Here is a 20,085-nt window from a genome sequence, read left to right as displayed (position 1 = left end):
CCTAAAGGGGATTAGCCTTGTTTTTTAACGAGTGCTTCGACGATGTTCGACGGAGCTTCGGCGTATTTGGAGAATTCCATGGAGTAGCTTGCGCGACCCTGAGACATGGAACGAACGTCGGTTGCGTAACCGAACATTTCTCCGAGCGGTACTTCAGCACGGACGACACGGCCAGAGACCGATTCATCCATACCCTGGACCAGACCACGACGACGGTTCAGGTCACCCATCACGTCACCCAGGTAGTCTTCCGGGGTTACAACTTCGACCTTCATGATCGGCTCGAGAACCACACCGCCGCCTTTAGTGGCCAGCTGTTTGGTCGCCATCGAAGCAGCGATCTTGAACGCCATTTCGTTGGAGTCGACGTCGTGGTACGAACCGTCGAATACCGCGGCCTTCAGGCCGATCAGAGGATAGCCGGCAACAACGCCGTTCTTCATCTGCTCTTCGATACCCTTCTGGATCGGGGCGATGAATTCCTTAGGAATTACACCACCAACGACTTCGTTGGAGAACACCAGACCTTCGGTGATGTTGCCTTTCTCGTCGACTTCTGGCTCCGAGAAACGGATCCAGCAGTGACCGAACTGACCACGACCGCCCGACTGACGAACGAACTTGCCTTCGATCTCGACGTTGGACTTGGTGATCTTCTCGCGGTACGAAACCTGCGGCTTGCCGATGTTGGCTTCGACGTTGAATTCGCGCTTCATGCGATCAACGAGGATGTCCAAGTGCAGCTCACCCATGCCCGAGATGATGGTCTGGCCAGTCTCTTCGTCGGTCTTGACGCGGAACGACGGGTCTTCCTGGGCCAGCTTGCCCAGTGCAATACCCATCTTCTCCTGGTCAGCCTTGGTTTTCGGCTCTACGGAGAGCGAAATAACCGGCTCAGGGAAGTCCATACGCTCAAGAATGATTGGCTTGTCGGCGTTGCACAGGGTTTCGCCCGTGGTCACGTCCTTCATACCGATCAGTGCGGCGATGTCGCCAGCGCGCACTTCCTTGATCTCTTCACGCTGGTTGGCGTGCATCTGCACCATACGGCCAACGCGCTCTTTCTTACCTTTGACCGAGTTGATGACCGAGTCACCAGAGGTCAGAACGCCCGAGTAGACGCGAACGAAGGTCAGAGTACCCACGAACGGGTCAGTCGCGATCTTGAACGCCAGAGCCGAGAACGGCTCGTCGTCGTCAGCGTGACGCACATCTTTACGAACAGCCGGATCTTCTTTGTCCAGCTCTTTGTCGTCCGGATTGATACCCTGGATTGCAGGGATCTCGGTCGGAGCAGGCAGGTAGTCGATGACGGCGTCGAGAACCAGGGGAACGCCCTTGTTCTTGAACGACGAACCGCAGACGGCCGGTACGATTTCGCTAGCCAGGGTGCGCGCGCGCAGACCGGCCTTGATCTCTTCGACGGTCAGCTCTTCGCCTTCCAGGTACTTGTTCATCAGCTCTTCGCTGGACTCGGCAGCCGCTTCAACCATGTTGGAGCGCCACTCTTGAGCCAGCTCCAGCATATCGGCAGGAATTTCTTCCTCGCGATAGGTGGTACCCTTGTCGTCGTCGTTCCAGTAGATAGCCTTCATCTTGATCAGGTCGACCTGACCCTGGAAGTTATCTTCCGAACCGATGGCCAGCTGAACAGGAACCGGGGTGTGACCCAGACGGTTCTTGATCTGACCTACGACGCGCAGGAAGTTTGCACCGGCACGGTCCATCTTGTTCACGTAAACAACACGTGGAACGCCGTATTTGTTGGCCTGACGCCATACGGTTTCGGACTGAGGCTCAACACCGGAGGTACCGCAGAACACAACGACCGCGCCGTCGAGTACGCGCAGCGAACGCTCTACTTCAATGGTGAAGTCAACGTGGCCGGGGGTGTCGATAACGTTTACACGGTAGTTGTCATACTGACCAACGGAGCCTTTCCAGAAGGTGGTAACGGCAGCGGAGGTAATGGTGATACCCCGCTCCTGCTCCTGCACCATCCAGTCGGTGGTCGCGGCGCCGTCATGCACCTCGCCCATTTTGTGGCTCAGACCTGTGTAGAACAGGATCCGCTCGGTAGTGGTGGTCTTGCCCGCGTCAACGTGGGCACAGATACCAATGTTACGGTAGCGGTTAATTGCTGTAGTACGAGCCATAAAGCCCTCGCAAAATGATTGATGCTTGAATTAGAAGCGGTAGTGCGAGAACGCTTTGTTGGCTTCAGCCATACGGTGAACGTCTTCACGCTTCTTGACTGCAGCACCCTTGCCTTCGGCAGCATCCAGCAGTTCGCCGGCCAAACGCAGAGCCATCGACTTCTCGCCGCGCTTGCGGGCGTAGTCTACGAGCCAGCGCATTGCCAGAGCGTTACGACGGGATGGACGAACTTCAACCGGAACCTGGTAAGTAGCACCGCCTACACGACGGGACTTAACTTCGACCAGCGGAGCGATGGCGTCGAGAGCTTTCTCGAAGATTTCCAGGGGGTCGCTGTTCTTGCGTGCTTTGACGGTATCCAGGGCACCGTAAACGATGCGCTCGGCTACGGCCTTCTTGCCGCTTTCCATCACGTGGTTCATGAACTTGGCGAGGATCTGGGATCCGTACTTCGGATCGTCAAGGATCTCACGTTTTGCTGCTACACGACGTCTTGGCATGATAAGCCCTCAAACGGTCTTCAGGTTAGCCCGGGACGTGGGTCTTCGACCCCTGCCCGACCTTACTCTTATCGACTCAAAAAAATGGATGTCTGCAAACGGCCGATTACTTCGGACGCTTGGTACCGTACTTCGAACGACCCTGGTTACGGCCTTTAACGCCCGAAGTATCCAGAGAGCCGCGAACGGTGTGGTAACGAACACCTGGCAAGTCTTTTACACGGCCGCCACGGATCAGGACGACGCTGTGCTCTTGCAGGTTGTGGCCTTCACCACCGATGTACGAGGAAACCTCGAAACCGTTGGTCAGACGCACACGGCATACTTTACGCAGTGCCGAGTTAGGTTTTTTCGGCGTGGTGGTGTACACACGGGTGCACACGCCACGACGTTGCGGGCAGTTCTGCAGCGCAGGAACGTCGGACTTCTCGACCGAACGCTTACGCGGCTGACGTACCAGCTGGTTGATAGTTGCCATCTACTAGCTCCACTGATTGTCTTGCGACTCTATTGTCTTGCAAGAAAGCCAAAAATTGGCGAGACGGAGCCTCACCAAATTTAAGGGTACAAAAGTCTAAAGAGGATCTTGCACCCAGTCAAGACGAGGCCCCGACCAACCCCGCCCGATCATCGGCAACATTTTATGTCGCCGATGCCCGTTCGAGGCTGGTCGGGGCCCTGCCCTGTACTTAGTTACCGCTGGAATTCAGCGCTTCGGTCAGTGCGGCTTCCACCTCACTGGCACTTACGCGCAGCGGCTTGTCGGCATCACGGCGACGCTTGCGCTCGCTGTGGTAGGCCAGACCAGTACCAGCCGGGATCAGACGACCCACGACCACGTTCTCTTTCAGGCCGCGCAGGTAATCGCGCTTGCCGGTTACCGCCGCTTCGGTCAGTACGCGGGTGGTTTCCTGGAAGGAAGCCGCGGAGATGAACGATTCGGTCGACAGCGACGCCTTGGTGATACCCAGCAGCACGCGAGTGAACTTCGAGATGAACTTGTCCTCGCCGGCGAGACGCTCGTTCTCGACCAGTACGTGAGTCAGTTCCATCTGGTCGCCCTTGATGAAGCTGGAATCGCCCGACTCGGAGATCTCGACCTTGCGCAGCATCTGACGCAGGATGGTCTCGATGTGCTTGTCGTTGATCTTCACGCCTTGCAGACGGTAAACGTCCTGGATCTCGTTGACGATGTACTTCGCCAGCGCGCTCACACCCAGCAGACGCAGGATGTCGTGCGGATCGCTCGGGCCGTCGGAGATAACTTCACCGCGGTTTACCTGCTCACCTTCGAAGACGTTCAGGTGGCGCCACTTCGGAATCAGCTCTTCGTACGGATCGCTACCGTCGGTCGGAGTGATTACCAGGCGACGCTTGCCCTTGGTCTCTTTACCGAATGCGATGGTGCCGCTGACTTCAGCCAGAATCGAGGCTTCTTTCGGACGGCGCGCTTCGAACAAGTCGGCAACGCGCGGCAGACCACCGGTGATGTCACGGGTTTTCGACGTTTCTTGCGGGATACGCGCGATAACGTCACCAACACCGATCTGGGCACCGTCAGCCACACCAACGAGGGCGTTGGCTGGCAGGAAGTACTGAGCCGGTACGTCGGTACCAGGCAGGTACAGATCCTTGCCATTGGCATCGACCATCTTGATTGCCGGACGGATTTCCTTGCCTGCGGCAGGGCGATCCTTGACGTCCAGTACTTCAATGTTGGTCAAGCCGGTCAGCTCATCGGTCTGACGCTTGATGGTGATGTTTTCTTCCATGCCCACGAAGGTCACGGTACCTTTCAGCTCGGTAACGATCGGGTGGGTGTGCGGGTCCCACTTGGCGACGATGGCGCCAGCTTCGACCTTTTCACCTTCCTTGACCGAAATCACCGCACCGTAAGGCAGCTTGTAACGCTCACGCTCACGACCGAATTCGTCGGCGATGGCCAACTCACCGGAACGCGATACAGCAACCAAGTTGCCGTCGGCACGCTCAACCTGCTTCAGGTTGTGCAGACGCACCATACCGCCGTTCTTAACCTGGACGCTGTCAGCTGCCGAAGTACGGCTTGCAGCACCACCGATGTGGAACGTACGCATGGTCAGCTGGGTACCCGGCTCACCGATCGACTGCGCAGCGATAACGCCGACAGCTTCACCGATGTTCACCTGGTGACCACGCGCCAGGTCACGACCGTAGCACTTGGCGCAGATGCCGTAGCGGGTTTCGCAGTTGATCGGCGAGCGTACGATAACTTCGTCGATGCTGTTCAGCTCGATGAATTCGACCCACTGCTCGTCGACCAGCGTACCGGCTGGAACGATGACATCTTCGGTACCTGGCTTGAATACGTCACGGGCGATTACACGACCCAGTACACGCTCACCCAGCGGCTCTACAACGTCACCGCCTTCGATGTGCGGAGTCATCAGCAGGCCATGGTCGGTGCCGCAGTCGATCTCGGTCACGACCAGGTCTTGCGCCACGTCTACCAGACGACGAGTCAGGTAACCGGAGTTAGCAGTCTTCAAGGCGGTATCCGCCAGACCCTTACGAGCACCGTGAGTCGAGATGAAGTACTGAAGTACGCTCAGACCTTCACGGAAGTTCGCAGTGATCGGCGTCTCGATGATCGAGCCGTCCGGCTTGGCCATCAGACCACGCATACCGGCCAGCTGACGGATCTGGGCCGCAGAACCCCGCGCACCCGAGTCAGCCATCATGTACATCGAGTTGAAGGACTCTTGCTCGACTTCCTTACCCTCGCGGTCGATGACCTTCTCTTTCGAGAGGTTGGCCATCATCGCCTTGGACACTTCGTCGTTCGCCTTGGACCACAAGTCGATGACTTTGTTGTACTTCTCGCCCTGGGTTACCAGGCCGGAAGCGTACTGGCTCTCGATTTCCTTCACTTCATCGGTAGCGCTGTTGATGATGCGCGCTTTCTCATCAGGGATGACAAAGTCGTTCACACCAATGGACACGCCAGAGATGGTGGAGTAAGCGAAACCGGTGTACATCAGTTGGTCAGCGAAGATGACGGTCTCTTTCAGACCCACCACGCGGTAGCACTGGTTGATCAGCTTGGAGATCGCTTTCTTCTTCATCGGCTGGTTGACCACGTCGTACGGCAGACCTGCCGGTACAACCTGGAACAGCAGCGCACGGCCAACGGTGGTGTCGACGATGCGGGTGTTCTTGGTCACGCTGCCATCACGATCTTTCACGGTTTCGTTGATACGAACCTTGATTTTCGCGTGCAAGGCAGCCTCGCCGGCGCGGAATACGCGGTCGACTTCCTGCAGGTCGGCAAATACGCGACCTTCACCCTTGGCGTTGATGGCTTCACGGGTCATGTAGTACAGACCCAGTACAACGTCCTGCGACGGAACGATGATTGGCTCACCGTTGGCTGGCGACAGGATGTTGTTGGTCGACATCATCAGCGCGCGCGCTTCGAGCTGGGCTTCCAGCGTCAGCGGCACGTGAACAGCCATCTGGTCACCGTCGAAGTCGGCGTTGTACGCGGCACAGACCAGCGGGTGCAGCTGAATAGCCTTACCTTCGATCAGTACCGGCTCAAAGGCCTGGATACCCAGACGGTGCAGTGTTGGTGCACGGTTGAGCAGTACGGGGTGTTCGCGAATCACTTCGGCGAGAACGTCCCACACCTCTGGCAGCTCGCGCTCGACCATCTTCTTGGCAGCCTTGATGGTGGTCGCCAGACCACGCATTTCAAGCTTGCCGAAAATGAACGGCTTGAACAGCTCGAGGGCCATCTTCTTCGGCAGACCGCACTGGTGCAGACGCAGGGTCGGGCCTACGGTAATTACCGAACGACCGGAGTAGTCCACGCGCTTACCGAGCAAGTTCTGACGGAAACGACCTTGCTTACCTTTGATCATGTCAGCCAGGGACTTCAGCGGACGCTTGTTCGAGCCAGTGATGGCGCGACCGCGACGGCCGTTGTCCAGCAGGGCGTCGACCGCTTCCTGCAGCATGCGCTTTTCGTTGCGCACGATGATGTCTGGCGCCGACAGATCCAGCAGGCGCTTCAGACGGTTGTTACGGTTGATCACCCGACGATACAGGTCGTTCAGGTCGGAGGTCGCGAAGCGGCCACCATCCAGCGGTACCAGCGGACGCAGATCCGGCGGCAGCACTGGCAGGACGGTCAGGACCATCCACTCAGGCAGGTTGCCCGAGCCCTGGAAAGCTTCCATCAGCTTCAGGCGCTTGGACAGCTTCTTGATCTTGGTTTCCGAGTTGGTCTGCGGAATTTCTTCGCGCAGGCGGCCAATCTCGTGCTCCAGGTCGATAGCGTGCAGCAGCTCGCGGACAGCCTCGGCACCCATGCGGGCGTCGAAGTCGTCACCGAACTCTTCCAGCGCTTCGAAGTACTGCTCATCGTTCAGCAGCTGGCCCTTCTCCAGGGTGGTCATGCCCGGATCGATAACGACATAGCTCTCGAAGTAGAGCACGCGCTCGATGTCACGCAGGGTCATGTCCATCAGCAAGCCGATACGGGACGGCAGCGATTTCAGGAACCAGATGTGAGCAACTGGCGAGGCCAGTTCGATGTGCGCCATGCGCTCACGACGAACCTTCGCCAAGGCAACTTCAACGCCGCACTTCTCGCAGATCACACCGCGGTGCTTGAGGCGCTTGTACTTGCCGCACAGGCACTCGTAGTCCTTGACTGGGCCAAAGATCTTGGCGCAGAACAGGCCGTCGCGCTCAGGCTTGAACGTACGGTAGTTGATGGTTTCCGGCTTCTTAACTTCACCGAACGACCACGAACGGATCATTTCAGGCGACGCCAGACCGATACGGATGGCGTCGAACTCTTCGACTTGACCCTGGTTTTTCAGCAAATTCAGTAGGTCTTTCAAGGCCTTTCCTCCTGGCGGAGCAGGGAGCGGGCATTACCTGCCCCACTCCCCTTCGCGTCACGTGTTATTCGGTTTCCAGATCGATATCGATACCGAGCGAACGGATCTCTTTGATCAACACGTTGAAGGACTCGGGCATGCCCGGCTCCATACGGTGATCGCCATCCACGATGTTCTTGTACATCTTGGTACGGCCGTTCACGTCGTCCGACTTCACTGTGAGCATTTCTTGCAGGGTGTATGCCGCGCCGTATGCTTCCAGCGCCCACACTTCCATCTCCCCGAAACGCTGACCACCGAACTGCGCCTTACCACCCAGCGGCTGTTGGGTAACCAGACTGTAGGAACCAGTGGAACGCGCGTGCATCTTGTCGTCCACCAAGTGGTTCAGCTTGAGCATGTACATGTAACCAACGGTCACAGGGCGCTCGAACTTGTTGCCGGTACGGCCATCGAACAGCACCATCTGGCCGCTCTCTGGCAGGTCGGCCAGCTTCAGCATGGCCTTGATCTCGCGTTCCTTGGCACCATCGAAGACCGGGGTAGCCATAGGCACGCCTTTCTTCAGGTTGTTGGCCAGGGCCAGGATCTCTTCGTCGGTGAACTCGTCGAGGTTTTCCTGACGACCGCCGATCTCGTTGTAGACCTCGGTCAGGAACACGCGCAGCTCAGCGGCTTTGCGCTGCTCTTCGAGCATGCGGTCGATCTTCTCGCCCAGGCCCTTGGCCGCCAGGCCCAGGTGGGTTTCAAGGATCTGACCAACGTTCATACGCGAAGGTACGCCCAGCGGGTTCAGTACGACGTCAACCGGAGTACCGTTGGCATCGTGCGGCATGTCTTCTACCGGCATGATTACCGAGACAACACCTTTGTTACCGTGACGACCGGCCATCTTGTCACCCGGCTGGATGCGACGGCGGATTGCCAGGTAAACCTTGACGATCTTCAGTACGCCCGGCGCCAGGTCATCGCCCTGCTGCAGCTTGCGCTTCTTTGTCTTCGAACTTGTCGTCCAGCAGACGGCGACGGTCGACGATGTACTGCTGAGCCTTTTCCAGCTGCTCGTTCAGTGCATCTTCAGCCATGCGCAGCTTGAACCACTGGCCGTGCTCCAGACCGTCCAGCACTTCGTCAGTGATCACGGTGCCTTTCTTCAGGCCCGCGCCACCGTCGACCACCTGGCCGTTCAGGGCAGAACGCAGACGCTCGAAGGTTGCACCTTCGACGATGCGGAACTCTTCGTTGAGGTCCTTGCGGATCTCGTCCAGCTGCATCTTCTCGATGGCCAGGGCGCGGCTGTCGCGCTCGACGCCATCACGGGTGAAGACCTGTACGTCGATGACAGTACCCTTGGTGCCGGTTGGCACACGCAGGGAGGTGTCCTTAACGTCGCTGGCCTTCTCACCGAAGATTGCGCGCAGCAGTTTTTCTTCCGGAGTCAGCTGGGTTTCGCCTTTTGGCGTGACTTTGCCGACCAGGATGTCGCCAGCGCCGACTTCAGCACCTACGTAAACGATACCGGCTTCGTCCAGCTTGTTCAGTGCAGCTTCACCCACGTTCGGGATGTCCGCAGTGATTTCCTCTGGGCCAAGCTTGGTGTCACGCGCCACACAGGTCAGTTCCTGAATGTGGATGGTGGTGAAGCGGTCTTCCTGAACCACACGCTCGGACAGGCAGATGGAGTCTTCGAAGTTGAAGCCGTTCCACGCCATGAACGCGATGCGCATGTTCTGACCCAGTGCCAGCTCACCCATGTCGGTGGACGGGCCGTCGGCCATGATGTCGCTACGCTGAACCTTGTCACCCTTGCTCACCAGCGGACGCTGGTTGATGCAGGTGTTCTGGTTCGAACGGGTGTATTTGGTCAGGTTGTAGATATCTACACCTGCTTCACCGGTTTCCACCTCGTCGTCGTTAACGCGAACAACGATACGGCTGGCGTCGACCGAATCGATTACACCACCGCGGCGAGCAACCACGCATACACCGGAGTCACGGGCAACGTTGCGCTCCATGCCGGTACCTACCAGCGGCTTGTCAGCACGCAGGGTCGGTACAGCCTGACGCTGCATGTTCGAGCCCATCAATGCACGGTTGGCGTCGTCGTGCTCAAGGAACGGAATCAGCGACGCAGCAACAGAAACAACCTGCTTCGGCGAAACGTCCATCAGGGTGACGTCTTCCGGCGCCTTGACGGTGAATTCGTTGAGGTGACGAACAGCTACCAGCTCATCGATCAGTTGCTTCTTCTCGTTCATCGCGGCCGAAGCCTGGGCGATGACGTGATCCGCTTCTTCAATGGCCGACAGGAACACGATGTCGTCGCTGACAACGCCTTCCTTCACCACGCGGTACGGGCTTTCCAGGAAACCGTACTGGTTGGTGCGGGCATAGGCCGCCAGGGAGTTGATCAGGCCGATGTTCGGACCTTCAGGGGTCTCGATCGGGCACACACGGCCGTAGTGGGTCGGGTGTACGTCACGAACTTCGAAGCCGGCACGCTCACGGGTCAGACCGCCAGGGCCGAGTGCGGAAACGCGGCGCTTGTGGGTGATCTCGGAGAGCGGGTTGTTCTGGTCCATGAACTGGGACAGCTGGCTGGAACCGAAGAACTCTTTCACCGCCGCCGCAACCGGCTTGGCGTTGATCAGGTCTTGCGGCATCAGGCCTTCGCTTTCTGCCATCGACAGACGTTCCTTGACCGCACGCTCGACGCGCACCAGACCAACACGGAACTGGTTTTCAGCCATTTCGCCGACGCAACGTACGCGACGGTTACCCAGGTGGTCGATGTCGTCGACGATGCCCTTGCCGTTACGGATATCGACCAGGGTCTTCAGGACCTCGACGATGTCTTCCTTGCTCAGCACGCCCGAACCTTCGATCTCGGTACGACCGATACGACGGTTGAACTTCATGCGGCCTACGGCCGACAGGTCGTAACGCTCGGCGCTGAAGAACAGGTTGTTGAACAGGGTCTCGGCTGCATCCTTGGTTGGCGGCTCGCCTGGACGCATCATGCGGTAGATTTCGACCAGAGCTTCCAGCTGGTTGCTGGTGGTGTCGATCTTCAGGGTGTCGGAGATGAACGGACCGCAATCAATGTCGTTGGTGTACAGGGTCTCGATACGGACAACCTGCGCCTTGGCGACCTTGATCAGCAGTTCGGTGGTCATCTCGGTGTTGCATTCAGCGAGGATCTCGCCGGTAGCCGGATGCACGATAGCCTTGGCGGTAGTGCGACCCAGGACGTATTCCATTGGAACGTCCAGCTGCTTGACGCCGGCTTTTTCGAGCTGGTTGATGTGGCGCGCGGTGATACGACGGCCTTGCTCAACGATGACTTTGCCGGTTTCGTCATGGATGTCCATGACTGCAACTTCACCACGCAGACGCTGCGGCACCAGTTCCAGGCTGAGTTTCTCGCCGGAAATGTGGAACACGTTGGTGGTATAGAAGGTGTTCAGCACTTCTTCAGTGCTGTAACCCAGGGCGCGCAGAAGCACCGAGGCCGGCAGTTTGCGGCGACGGTCGATACGCACGAACACGCAGTCCTTCGGGTCGAACTCGAAGTCCAGCCAGGAGCCGCGGTAAGGGATGATGCGAGCGGAGTACAGCAGCTTGCCGGAGCTGTGAGTCTTGCCACGGTCGTGGTCGAAGAACACACCAGGCGAACGGTGCAGCTGGGAAACGATCACACGCTCGGTACCGTTGATAACGAAGGTACCGTTCTCAGTCATCAGGGGGATTTCACCCATGTAGACTTCTTGCTCTTTGATGTCCTTGATCGCTTTGTTCGACGATTCCTTGTCGAAGATGATCAGGCGCACCTTGACCCGCAGTGGGACCGCGAAGGTCACGCCACGCAGGACACATTCCTTCACATCGAAGGCGGGCTCGCCCAGGCGATAGCCTACGTACTCCAGGGCAGCATTGCCGGAGTAGCTGATGATCGGGAATACCGATTTGAAGGCCGCGTGCAGGCCGACGTCGCGGAAGTGATCCTTGGATGCTCCCGCTTGCAGGAATTCGCGATACGAATCCAGCTGGATGGCCAGGAGGTAAGGCACATCCATTACGTCCGGCAACTTGCTAAAGTCCTTGCGGATACGTTTTTTCTCAGTGTATGAGTAAGCCATCAGCGTTCCCCAGCTTGGTCACCTGCTTGTTTGGCTTCTCCCGGCGGGAGCAGCCAGAAAATCGTGCAAACCCCTTGGTTTGCGCCACCCACATGGGTGTCTTGCAGCTCGTTATCGGGACCGGCCTGACCGGCCACCAATAACGGAAAAAGGCCGGTGGCATAAGCCACCAGCCATCAGCCTTCGCTCAACGCTCAGGCTGGCATCGCACAGTCGAGATTACTTCAGCTCGACTTTGGCGCCTGCTTCTTCCAGCTTCTTCTTAGCGTCTTCAGCGGCTTCTTTCGAAACGCCTTCAGCTACTACCTGAGGAGCGCCATCGACTTTCTCTTTGGCTTCTTTCAGGCCCAGACCGGTCAGTTCGCGAACGGCTTTGATCACGTTCACTTTCTTGTCGCCGGCTTCAACCAGAACAACGTTGAACTCGGTCTGCTCTTCAACAACGGCAGCAGCAGCAGCTGGGCCAGCAGCGGCAACAGCAGCGGTAACGCCGAAGGTTTCTTCCATTGCTTTGATCAGCTCAACAACTTCCAGAACGGTTTTCTGGCCGATTGCTTCGATGATTTGTTCGTTAGTCAGAGACATGACTTAAATCCTGTATTGGGGTGACAGCCTACGCAGCCATCAAATTAAACGTATGATTTTGAAAGAGTTCGCGTGCCTTAGGCAGCGGTAGCTTCTTTCTGGTCGCGAATGGCTGCCAGAGTACGAGCCAGCTTGCTGGTGGCGCCTTGGATAACGCTCATCAGTCGTGCAATAGCTTCGTCGCGGGTCGGCAGGGTAGCCAACACGTCGATCTGGTTCGCTGCAATGAAATTGCCGTCAAACGCAGCTGCCTTGATCTCGAACTTGTCCTGACCCTTGGCGAACTCTTTGAACAGACGAGCAGCAGCGCCCGGGTGTTCGTTGGAGAAAGCAATCAGGGTCGGGCCTTTGAACGCGTCGTTGAGGATCGAAAATTCGGTGCCTTCAACAGCGCGCTTGAGCAGGGTGTTACGTACAACACGTACGTAAACGCCAGCTTCGCGGGCCTCTTTACGGAGTCCGGTCATTGCGCTTACAGTCACACCACGGGCATCGGCCACGACAGCGGACAGAGCGACTTTGGCAGCCTCGTTGACTTCAGCGACGATGGCCTTCTTGTCTTCGAGTTTAATTGCCACGGGTTTACTCCTGGTTTTTACCGTTTCATCTGGCCGAAGCCGGATGTCGTTTTGGTGTCTGATTCGGTAACGAATCGGGAGCACCATCTGCGTGGGCTGGTGTTTTAAGGCTTGCGCCGCCTACGGTCTTGGATAGCCCCCGCCAGGCAGGGACCCCAATTTTTGCTGGCGGCGCGACTGGTCGCGCCGCCATGTTCTTACACGTTCAGCGAGCTCTGATCGATGACCAGACCTGGGCCCATGGTGGTGCTCAGGGTAACGCGCTTGACGTAGATACCTTTCGAAGAAGCTGGCTTGATACGCTTCAGATCAGCGATCAGGGCCTCAACGTTTTCCTTCAGCTTGCCAGCTTCAAAGCCGACCTTGCCAACGGAAGTGTGGATGATACCGTTTTTGTCGGTACGGTAGCGAACCTGACCAGCCTTGGCGTTTTTCACGGCAGTGGCTACGTCTGGGCTAACGGTACCAACTTTCGGGTTAGGCATCAGGCCGCGAGGACCCAGAACCTGACCCAGTTGACCTACAACGCGCATGGCATCAGGCGATGCGATGACGACGTCATAGTTCAGGTCGCCGGCTTTCATTTCGGCAGCCAGATCGTCCATACCTACACGGTCAGCGCCGGCAGCCAGAGCGGCTTCAGCAGCTGGACCCTGGGTGAAGACAGCAACGCGAACGGTCTTACCAGTGCCGTGTGGCAGCACAGTAGCGCTACGTACGACCTGGTCGGATTTACGCGGGTCAACACCGAGGTTAACGGCGATGTCGTAGGACTCGACGAACTTGGCAGCAGGCAGCGAAGCCAGCAGAGTTGCCGCTTCTTCGAAGTTGTAGGACTTGCCTGCTTCGATTTTTTCGGCGATTGCCTTTTGGCGCTTGGTCAGCTTAGCCATTACACACCCTCCACGTTCAGGCCCATGCTGCGGGCAGAGCCAGCGATGGTGCGTACAGCAGCATCCAGGTCAGCGGCAGTCAGATCAGCCTGTTTAGCTTTGGCGATGTCTTCCAGCTGAGCACGGGTAACGGTACCGACTTTAACGGTGTTCGGACGAGCCGAACCACTGGTCAGGCCAGCAGCTTTCTTCAGCAGAACCGAGGCAGGGGTGCTCTTGGTCTCGAAGGTGAAGCTACGGTCGCTGTAGACAGTGATGATCACTGGAGTCGGCAGGCCGGCTTCTTGACCCTGAGTACGGGCGTTGAAGGCCTTGCAGAATTCCATGATGTTCACACCATGTTGACCCAGTGCTGGACCAACGGGTGGGCTTGGGTTGGCCTGGCCGGCCTTAACTTGCAGCTTGATGTAAGCCTGAATCTTCTTAGCCATGAGCTACTCCAAAATCGGGTACAAACGCCTGATGGCTCCCCGGATGACTTGCGTTTTATCCCAGTGACGACAAAACCCCGCAACACACAGGGCTGCGGGGTTTGGGATGCTTCGTCCGCCTAGACCTTTTCGACCTGGCTGAACTCGAGCTCCACCGGAGTAGAGCGACCGAAAATGAGCACTGCAACCTGCAGGCGGCTCTTTTCGTAGTTAACCTCTTCGACACTACCATTGAAGTCAGCGAACGGACCGTCAATGACTCGAACCACTTCACCTGGCTCGAACAGCGTCTTCGGCTTCGGCTTGTCGCTGCCGTCGGCAACACGACGCAGGATAGCCTCAGCTTCTTTATCAGTGATCGGCGCAGGCTTATCTGCAGTACCACCGATAAAGCCCATCACACGAGGGGTATCCTTGACCAAGTGCCAAGTCCCTTCGTTCATCTCCATCTGGACCAATACATAGCCAGGGAAGAATTTACGCTCACTCTTGCGCTTCTGGCCGTTGCGCATTTCGACGACTTCTTCGGTCGGGACCAGGATCTCGCCGAAACCGTCTTCCATGCCAGCCAGCTTGACGCGCTCAATCAGGGAGCGCATTACATGCTTCTCGTAACCCGAGTAAGCATGCACAACATACCAACGCTTAGCCACGGGACACCTTTAGCCAACGATCAAGGAGACCGCCCAGCCGAGCAGGGAATCAAGACCCCACAGCAGCAGTGCCATAACCAGCACAACAGCCACGACAATCAGCGTGGTCTGGGTGGTTTCCTGGCGGGTCGGCCACACGACTTTACGAATCTCGGTACGAGCTTCCTTCGCAAGCGAAAAGAACGACTTGCCCTTCGCAGTCTGCAGAGCTACAAAGCCCGCGACAGCAGCCAGGACGAGAAGTGCGAGAACGCGATACAGGATTGGAGAGGCGGAGTAGTATTGATTACCCACAACACCAACAACCACCAAAGCCACTACAGCCAGCCACTTGAACAGATCAAAACGCGATTCTTGGGCTTCAGTTTTGGGAGTCATCGAGGAGGATCCTGTAAGAAGAAAGCCATCACACCGAAGTGAAATGGCAGGTCAGGAGGGAATCGAACCCCCAACCTACGGTTTTGGAGACCGTCGCTCTGCCAATTGAGCTACTGACCTGTAACGCTGTATCAGGCCGGCAATTATACCGGCCTGATCAAGTAAATCAACTACTTATTCAATAATTTTTGCTACGACACCGGCGCCGACGGTACGACCGCCTTCACGGATTGCGAAGCGCAGACCGTCTTCCATTGCGATGGTCTTGATCAGGGTAACAGTCATCTGAATGTTGTCACCTGGCATTACCATTTCAACGCCTTCCGGCAGTTCGCAGTTACCGGTCACGTCAGTGGTACGGAAGTAGAACTGTGGACGGTAGCCTTTGAAGAACGGAGTGTGACGACCGCCTTCTTCTTTCGACAGAACGTAGACTTCTGCGGTGAACTTGGTGTGCGGCTTGACCGAACCTGGCTTGACCAGAACCTGGCCACGCTCAACGTCGTCACGCTTGGTACCACGCAGCAGAACGCCGCAGTTCTCGCCAGCACGACCTTCGTCCAGCAGCTTGCGGAACATCTCAACGCCGGTGCAGGTGGTGGTGGTGGTGTCACGCAGACCAACGATTTCCAGCGGATCCTGAACGCGGACGATACCACGCTCGATACGACCGGTAACAACGGTACCACGACCCGAGATCGAGAATACGTCTTCGATCGGCATCAGGAACGGCTGGTCGATGGCACGAACTGGCTCAGGAATGTAGCTGTCCAGAGTCTCTACCAGCTTCTTAACAGCGGTAGTGCCCATTTCGTTGTCGTCTTTGCCTTCCAGGGCCATACGAGCGGAACCGATGATGATCGGAGTGTCGTCGCCTGGGAAGTCGTAGGTGGACAGCAGGTCGCGAACTTCCATCTCGACCAGTTCCAGCAGCTCAGCGTCGTCTACCAGGTCAGCCTTGTTCAGGAAGACCACGATGTACGGAACGCCAACCTGACGGGACAGCAGGATGTGCTCACGGGTTTGCGGCATCGGACCATCGGCGGCCGAGCAAACCAGGATCGCGCCGTCCATCTGGGCAGCACCGGTGATCATGTTCTTCACGTAGTCAGCGTGACCTGGGCAGTCAACGTGAGCGTAGTGACGAATGGTCGAGTTGTACTCAACGTGAGCGGTGTTGATGGTGATACCGCGCGCTTTTTCTTCCGGAGCCGAGTCGATCTTGTCGAACTCAACGATTGCCGAACCGAAAACTTCGGAGCAAACGCGAGTCAGAGCTGCGGTCAGAGTGGTCTTACCGTGGTCAACGTGGCCGATAGTGCCGACGTTAACGTGGGGAGGGGAACGATCAAACTTTTCCTTAGCCATCGATACAATCCTCCGCAGAAGAAATAGTCTTGCGCTGATAAAACAAAGGCAGATATTTTCATATCTGCCTTGTTTATATGGAGCTCTTGAGCGGACTTGAACCGCTGACCTCACCCTTACCAAGGGTGTGCTCTACCAACTGAGCTACAAGAGCGAAACACTTTGTGCAAAACCCAGCAAACTTGGAGCGGGTAGCGGGAATCGAACCCGCATCATCAGCTTGGAAGGCTGAGGTTCTACCACTAAACTATACCCGCGGAGCTTGCGGCTCTCGCTAAAACTGGTGGAGGGAGAAGGATTCGAACCTTCGAAGCTCTCGCAACGGATTTACAGTCCGTCCCCTTTGACCGCTCGGGAATCCCTCCAGATGTGGCCGGCATTCTATTTGTCTGCCGTCCTAGTGTCAAGCGTTTTTTCAAATTTTTTCAATCAAATCTGAAACTTAGCTGCTTTGACACCGCTTCCAGCTCTACCACCTGAGTGGTGTTCCCTGTGAAGCGGGCGCCATTCTATCAAGCTATTCGCCAGTTGCAATACCCTGGCAGAAAATAATTTTATGTTTTAAGTCTTTGAAATCATTGGAAAGAGCCGAGAGTACCGTTTGGTCCAGCAAACGCTCGCTTTCCGGGGCCACCTTGAGCCAGCGCCCATCCGCTCCAGGCAACTGCCCCATCACTGGCAGGGTGGCAATATCCAGGCTCAGCAGGCGCTGGCGCAGTGCTTCCAACTGCTCCTGCTGCTCCACTCCCCCCACTACCAGGCATTCATCACGGCGCTTGGCTGGCGCCGACACACCCGTTTCACGTAACAGACGGATTTCTTGCTGATTCCCCTTGTACAGAGACAGTGGGGCGACTTCCTTGACCTTCAGCGGTGCTTCCTGCTGATGCCACACGTAATAGAAGACGTTAAGCACCAGTAACAGCAGAAACAACCAACGCATAGGCACCTCAATCCAATGGGCAGGCCATGGCCAGGCCAACGAAAACCAGGTCCGGTACGACACGCGCCTGCGGTACGGCCTCCCTCACCAGCGGTGCATCGCCGCCAGTAAGGAACACTGTGAATGCCTCCCCCCAAAGCGCGCGTGCCTGCTCGAGCTGGGTGCGGGCAAAGCCCTGAAGCATTAACACGCAACCGCGCTCTACCGCCTCGACGGTGGAGCGACCCGGTGACAAGCTAGTCAGTGCACGCTCAGCGGAAGCATCGTCATAGCGGATACGCCGGGTGTGAGTACGCAACTGGCTGCGCATCAAGGGCATCCCCGGGCAGATGTAGCCGCCCAGGTGCTCGCCGTCCGCAGCAACAAAGTCCGCTTTGGCGGCAGTCCCCAGGTCGATTACCAGGCACGCGCCCCCGGCCAGGTGAAATGCACCCAGCGCAGCCAGCCAACGGTCCATACCCAGGCGCTGATAGTCGTCATAACCGTTGCGCACACCGGCCATGCTCTGTGCCGGATGCGCAACGCGCGCCTGCACGGCAAAAGCCTGGGCAATCAACGCACAAAGCGCATCGGTTTCTTCCTCGCTGCGCACACTGACAATACGACAGCCCGTTAGACGCACTGAAGCCAGCGCCGCCACTGCAGCCAGCAGCGCTTGATCGGAATCGACGATCCCGCCACCTTCAATCACTGCGTCAGCAGCATGAATTACCCGCCACTTGATGAAGCTGTTACCGCAGTCGAGCTCAAGAATCATCACGCAACCTCAAACTGAGCTCACCACCACTGAAGCTCTTTTCAACTCCGTCCACCTCAAGGCGCAAGCCGCCCTGCCCGTCGACGCCAAGAACCACGCCATCAATACGCGTACTGCCGGCAACCAGTGAAACATTGCGCCCTTGCCAAAGGTGCGCCTGCTCCCACTCCTCTTGGAATGCGGCAAACCCATAGCGACGATGACGTGCCAATTCATGCTGCAATTGCTGATTGAGCGACGCTACCAAGTGGTTGCGATCTATTGCCGCACCCACCTCACGTCGCATCGAGGTCCACTCCTGGTCGACCTGGTCGTTGGCCTGCATGTTCACATTGATACCGATACCCAGTACCACATGACAGACGTCGGCCGGATCACCCACCAGCTCCAGGAGAATACCGGTGATCTTCTGCCCGCGAACCAACACGTCATTGGGCCATTTGAGCCCTACATCTTTTACGCCGAACGCCTGCAGAGTGCGCATTACCGCAACCCCCACCACCAGGCTCAAGCCTTCGAGCTGGCGCATGCCGCCATCCACACGCAAGACAAGGCTGTAATAGAGGTTCTCGGCAAATGGGCTGACCCATTGGCGGCCACGTCGACCGCGGCCGGCACTCTGCCGCTCAGCCAGCACCACAAATGGCGCTGCCTGCCCCTGATTGGCAAGCCTCAAGCCTTCGGCATTGGTCGAGTCGACGCTTTCATGGATGAAAACCGGCCACTGCTCGCTTTCGGCAAAGCCGGCTATTGCCTGAGCCTCGAGCAAAGCTAGTGGTGTCGCCAGCTGATAGCCGCGCCCACGAACCTTGTGAATGGTGAGGTTCAGCTCGCCTTCCAGGTGCTGCAGCTGTTTCCAAACGGCGCTGCGACTCACCCCGAGGGCTTCCCCCAGAGCTTCTCCGGAATGGAACCGGCCATCCTTGAGAAGATTCAACAACTTCAGCATGCCAGTCTCGACTTGGAATAAGGCAGGCATGATAGCCATGGGCTGTTGGCTTGCATAGGAAAAGGGCCTGCCGCCGGAGCGTTTGCAGATGCAGGCGCGAACACCGCGTCGCCTGCGTCGCAGGCTTGCCCGTTCCTACAGGCGCCAGAATTTTTTCGCCACAAAGACAAAACCCCTACCTGCATGCGCAGATAGGGGTTTTGCGAAATGAATCTTGACGATGACCTACTCTCACATGGGGAAACCCCACACTACCATCGGCGATGCATCGTTTCACTGCTGAGTTCGGGATGGGATCAGGTGGTTCCAATGCTCTATGGTCGTCAAGAAATTCTGTAGCCAGAATGTCCAGATGGACAGCCCAGCGAATTCGGATATGTGATTGTGTGGTTCGTTGCGAACTTTCGGTTCGTATCATCTTCACCACCGCAATTTGGCTGACGCACAAATTGCTTGGGTGTTATATGGTCAAGCCTCACGGGCAATTAGTATTGGTTAGCTCAACGCCTCACAGCGCTTACACACCCAACCTATCAACGTCGTAGTCTTCGACGGCCCTTTAGGGGATTCAAGATCCCAGTGAGATCTCATCTTGAGGCAAGTTTCCCGCTTAGATGCTTTCAGCGGTTATCTCTTCCGAACATAGCTACCCGGCAATGCCACTGGCGTGACAACCGGAACACCAGAGGTTCGTCCACTCCGGTCCTCTCGTACTAGGAGCAGCCCCTCTCAAATCTCAAACGTCCACGGCAGATAGGGACCGAACTGTCTCACGACGTTCTAAACCCAGCTCGCGTACCACTTTAAATGGCGAACAGCCATACCCTTGGGACCGGCTTCAGCCCCAGGATGTGATGAGCCGACA

14 protein-coding genes, 4 tRNA genes, 2 rRNA genes and 1 pseudogene (1 of these 21 only partly in view) are annotated in these 20,085 nt (G+C 57.2%); all 21 read right to left on the bottom strand.

Annotated features, from left to right (window positions below; all coding sequences use genetic code 11):
- Positions 1 to 11: 11 nt before the first annotated feature.
- The gene (fusA, locus tag AB5975_12520) at positions 12 to 2,156 is read right to left on the bottom strand and encodes an elongation factor G (protein XDR22549.1); all 2,145 of its coding nucleotides are present in this window, start codon (positions 2,154 to 2,156) and stop codon (positions 12 to 14) included.
- Positions 2,157 to 2,186: 30 nt separating this feature from the next.
- The gene (rpsG, locus tag AB5975_12515; protein XDR22548.1) at positions 2,187 to 2,657 is read right to left on the bottom strand and encodes a 30S ribosomal protein S7; all 471 of its coding nucleotides are present in this window, start codon (positions 2,655 to 2,657) and stop codon (positions 2,187 to 2,189) included.
- A 106-nt stretch (positions 2,658 to 2,763) separates the two neighbouring features.
- The gene (gene rpsL / locus AB5975_12510; protein ID XDR22547.1) at positions 2,764 to 3,135 is read right to left on the bottom strand and encodes a 30S ribosomal protein S12; all 372 of its coding nucleotides are present in this window, start codon (positions 3,133 to 3,135) and stop codon (positions 2,764 to 2,766) included.
- A gap of 211 nt (positions 3,136 to 3,346) precedes the next feature.
- Positions 3,347 to 7,546, bottom strand: a complete 4,200-nt coding sequence (rpoC, locus tag AB5975_12505) for a DNA-directed RNA polymerase subunit beta' (GenBank protein XDR22546.1) — start codon at positions 7,544 to 7,546, stop codon at positions 3,347 to 3,349.
- A 64-nt stretch (positions 7,547 to 7,610) separates the two neighbouring features.
- A pseudogene (gene rpoB / locus AB5975_12500) lies at positions 7,611 to 11,685 on the bottom strand (DNA-directed RNA polymerase subunit beta).
- 219 nt (positions 11,686 to 11,904) lie between these two features.
- Positions 11,905 to 12,270, bottom strand: coding sequence for a 50S ribosomal protein L7/L12 (rplL, locus tag AB5975_12495; protein ID XDR22545.1), 366 nt, complete (start codon positions 12,268 to 12,270; stop codon positions 11,905 to 11,907).
- 77 nt (positions 12,271 to 12,347) lie between these two features.
- Positions 12,348 to 12,848, bottom strand: a complete 501-nt coding sequence (gene rplJ, locus AB5975_12490) for a 50S ribosomal protein L10 (GenBank protein XDR22544.1) — start codon at positions 12,846 to 12,848, stop codon at positions 12,348 to 12,350.
- 197 nt (positions 12,849 to 13,045) lie between these two features.
- A complete protein-coding gene (gene rplA / locus AB5975_12485) occupies positions 13,046 to 13,741 on the bottom strand; it encodes a 50S ribosomal protein L1 (GenBank protein ID XDR22543.1) in 696 nt (231 codons plus the stop codon).
- Entirely contained in the window at positions 13,741 to 14,172 is a 432-nt protein-coding gene (gene rplK / locus AB5975_12480; protein XDR22542.1) for a 50S ribosomal protein L11, read from the bottom strand. Before rplK ends, rplA begins: the two co-directional genes overlap by 1 nt.
- Positions 14,173 to 14,291: 119 nt before the next feature.
- Entirely contained in the window at positions 14,292 to 14,825 is a 534-nt protein-coding gene (gene nusG, locus AB5975_12475; GenBank protein XDR22541.1) for a transcription termination/antitermination protein NusG, read from the bottom strand.
- A gap of 9 nt (positions 14,826 to 14,834) precedes the next feature.
- Positions 14,835 to 15,203, bottom strand: a complete 369-nt coding sequence (secE, locus tag AB5975_12470; GenBank protein XDR22540.1) for a preprotein translocase subunit SecE — start codon at positions 15,201 to 15,203, stop codon at positions 14,835 to 14,837.
- Positions 15,204 to 15,247: 44 nt separating this feature from the next.
- Positions 15,248 to 15,323: transfer RNA gene (locus tag AB5975_12465), tRNA-Trp, on the bottom strand.
- 54 nt (positions 15,324 to 15,377) lie between these two features.
- On the bottom strand, positions 15,378 to 16,571 hold the full coding sequence (tuf, locus tag AB5975_12460; protein XDR22539.1) for an elongation factor Tu: 1,194 nt from the start codon (positions 16,569 to 16,571) through the stop codon (positions 15,378 to 15,380).
- A 78-nt stretch (positions 16,572 to 16,649) separates the two neighbouring features.
- Positions 16,650 to 16,725, bottom strand: a tRNA-Thr gene (locus AB5975_12455).
- A gap of 29 nt (positions 16,726 to 16,754) precedes the next feature.
- Positions 16,755 to 16,828: transfer RNA gene (locus tag AB5975_12450), tRNA-Gly, on the bottom strand.
- A gap of 24 nt (positions 16,829 to 16,852) precedes the next feature.
- Positions 16,853 to 16,936 (bottom strand) — tRNA-Tyr (locus AB5975_12445).
- 152 nt (positions 16,937 to 17,088) lie between these two features.
- On the bottom strand, positions 17,089 to 17,514 hold the full coding sequence (locus tag AB5975_12440; GenBank protein XDR22538.1) for a hypothetical protein: 426 nt from the start codon (positions 17,512 to 17,514) through the stop codon (positions 17,089 to 17,091).
- 7 nt (positions 17,515 to 17,521) lie between these two features.
- Positions 17,522 to 18,271 carry a pantothenate kinase gene (locus tag AB5975_12435; GenBank protein XDR22537.1) on the bottom strand — a complete coding sequence of 250 codons (750 nt, stop codon included), beginning with the start codon at positions 18,269 to 18,271 and terminating at the stop codon, positions 17,522 to 17,524.
- Positions 18,261 to 19,220, bottom strand: coding sequence for a bifunctional biotin--[acetyl-CoA-carboxylase] ligase/biotin operon repressor BirA (birA, locus tag AB5975_12430; GenBank protein XDR22536.1), 960 nt, complete (start codon positions 19,218 to 19,220; stop codon positions 18,261 to 18,263). The genes AB5975_12435 and birA overlap by 11 nt, the downstream gene beginning before the upstream one ends.
- A 212-nt stretch (positions 19,221 to 19,432) precedes the next feature.
- A 5S ribosomal RNA gene (gene rrf / locus AB5975_12425) occupies positions 19,433 to 19,548 on the bottom strand.
- A 136-nt stretch (positions 19,549 to 19,684) separates the two neighbouring features.
- A 23S ribosomal RNA gene (locus tag AB5975_12420) occupies positions 19,685 to 20,085 on the bottom strand; it runs 2,491 nt beyond the window's last position.

It is taken from the genome of Pseudomonas putida (assembly GCA_041071465.1).
In the GTDB taxonomy this organism is placed as follows: domain Bacteria; phylum Pseudomonadota; class Gammaproteobacteria; order Pseudomonadales; family Pseudomonadaceae; genus Aquipseudomonas; species Aquipseudomonas putida_P.
The sequence above is the reverse complement of the archived record's forward strand: the minus strand, read 5'-3'. Positions and strand labels throughout refer to the sequence as shown.

Excerpts from the sequence above, each read along its gene's own strand:
- fusA (XDR22549.1), bottom strand. The coding sequence starts at position 2,156 with ATGGCTCGTACTACAGCAATTAACCGCTACCGTAACATTGGTATCTGT.
- rpsG (XDR22548.1), bottom strand. The coding sequence starts at position 2,657 with ATGCCAAGACGTCGTGTAGCAGCAAAACGTGAGATCCTTGACGATCCG.
- rpsL (XDR22547.1), bottom strand. The coding sequence starts at position 3,135 with ATGGCAACTATCAACCAGCTGGTACGTCAGCCGCGTAAGCGTTCGGTC.
- rplL (XDR22545.1), bottom strand. The coding sequence starts at position 12,270 with ATGTCTCTGACTAACGAACAAATCATCGAAGCAATCGGCCAGAAAACC.
- rplA (XDR22543.1), bottom strand. The coding sequence starts at position 13,741 with ATGGCTAAGCTGACCAAGCGCCAAAAGGCAATCGCCGAAAAAATCGAA.
- rplK (XDR22542.1), bottom strand. The coding sequence starts at position 14,172 with ATGGCTAAGAAGATTCAGGCTTACATCAAGCTGCAAGTTAAGGCCGGC.
- secE (XDR22540.1), bottom strand. The coding sequence starts at position 15,203 with ATGACTCCCAAAACTGAAGCCCAAGAATCGCGTTTTGATCTGTTCAAG.
- tuf (XDR22539.1), bottom strand. The coding sequence starts at position 16,571 with ATGGCTAAGGAAAAGTTTGATCGTTCCCCTCCCCACGTTAACGTCGGC.
- AB5975_12440 (XDR22538.1), bottom strand. The coding sequence starts at position 17,514 with ATGCGTTGGTTGTTTCTGCTGTTACTGGTGCTTAACGTCTTCTATTAC.
- AB5975_12435 (XDR22537.1), bottom strand. The coding sequence starts at position 18,271 with ATGATTCTTGAGCTCGACTGCGGTAACAGCTTCATCAAGTGGCGGGTA.
- birA (XDR22536.1), bottom strand. The coding sequence starts at position 19,220 with ATGCTGAAGTTGTTGAATCTTCTCAAGGATGGCCGGTTCCATTCCGGA.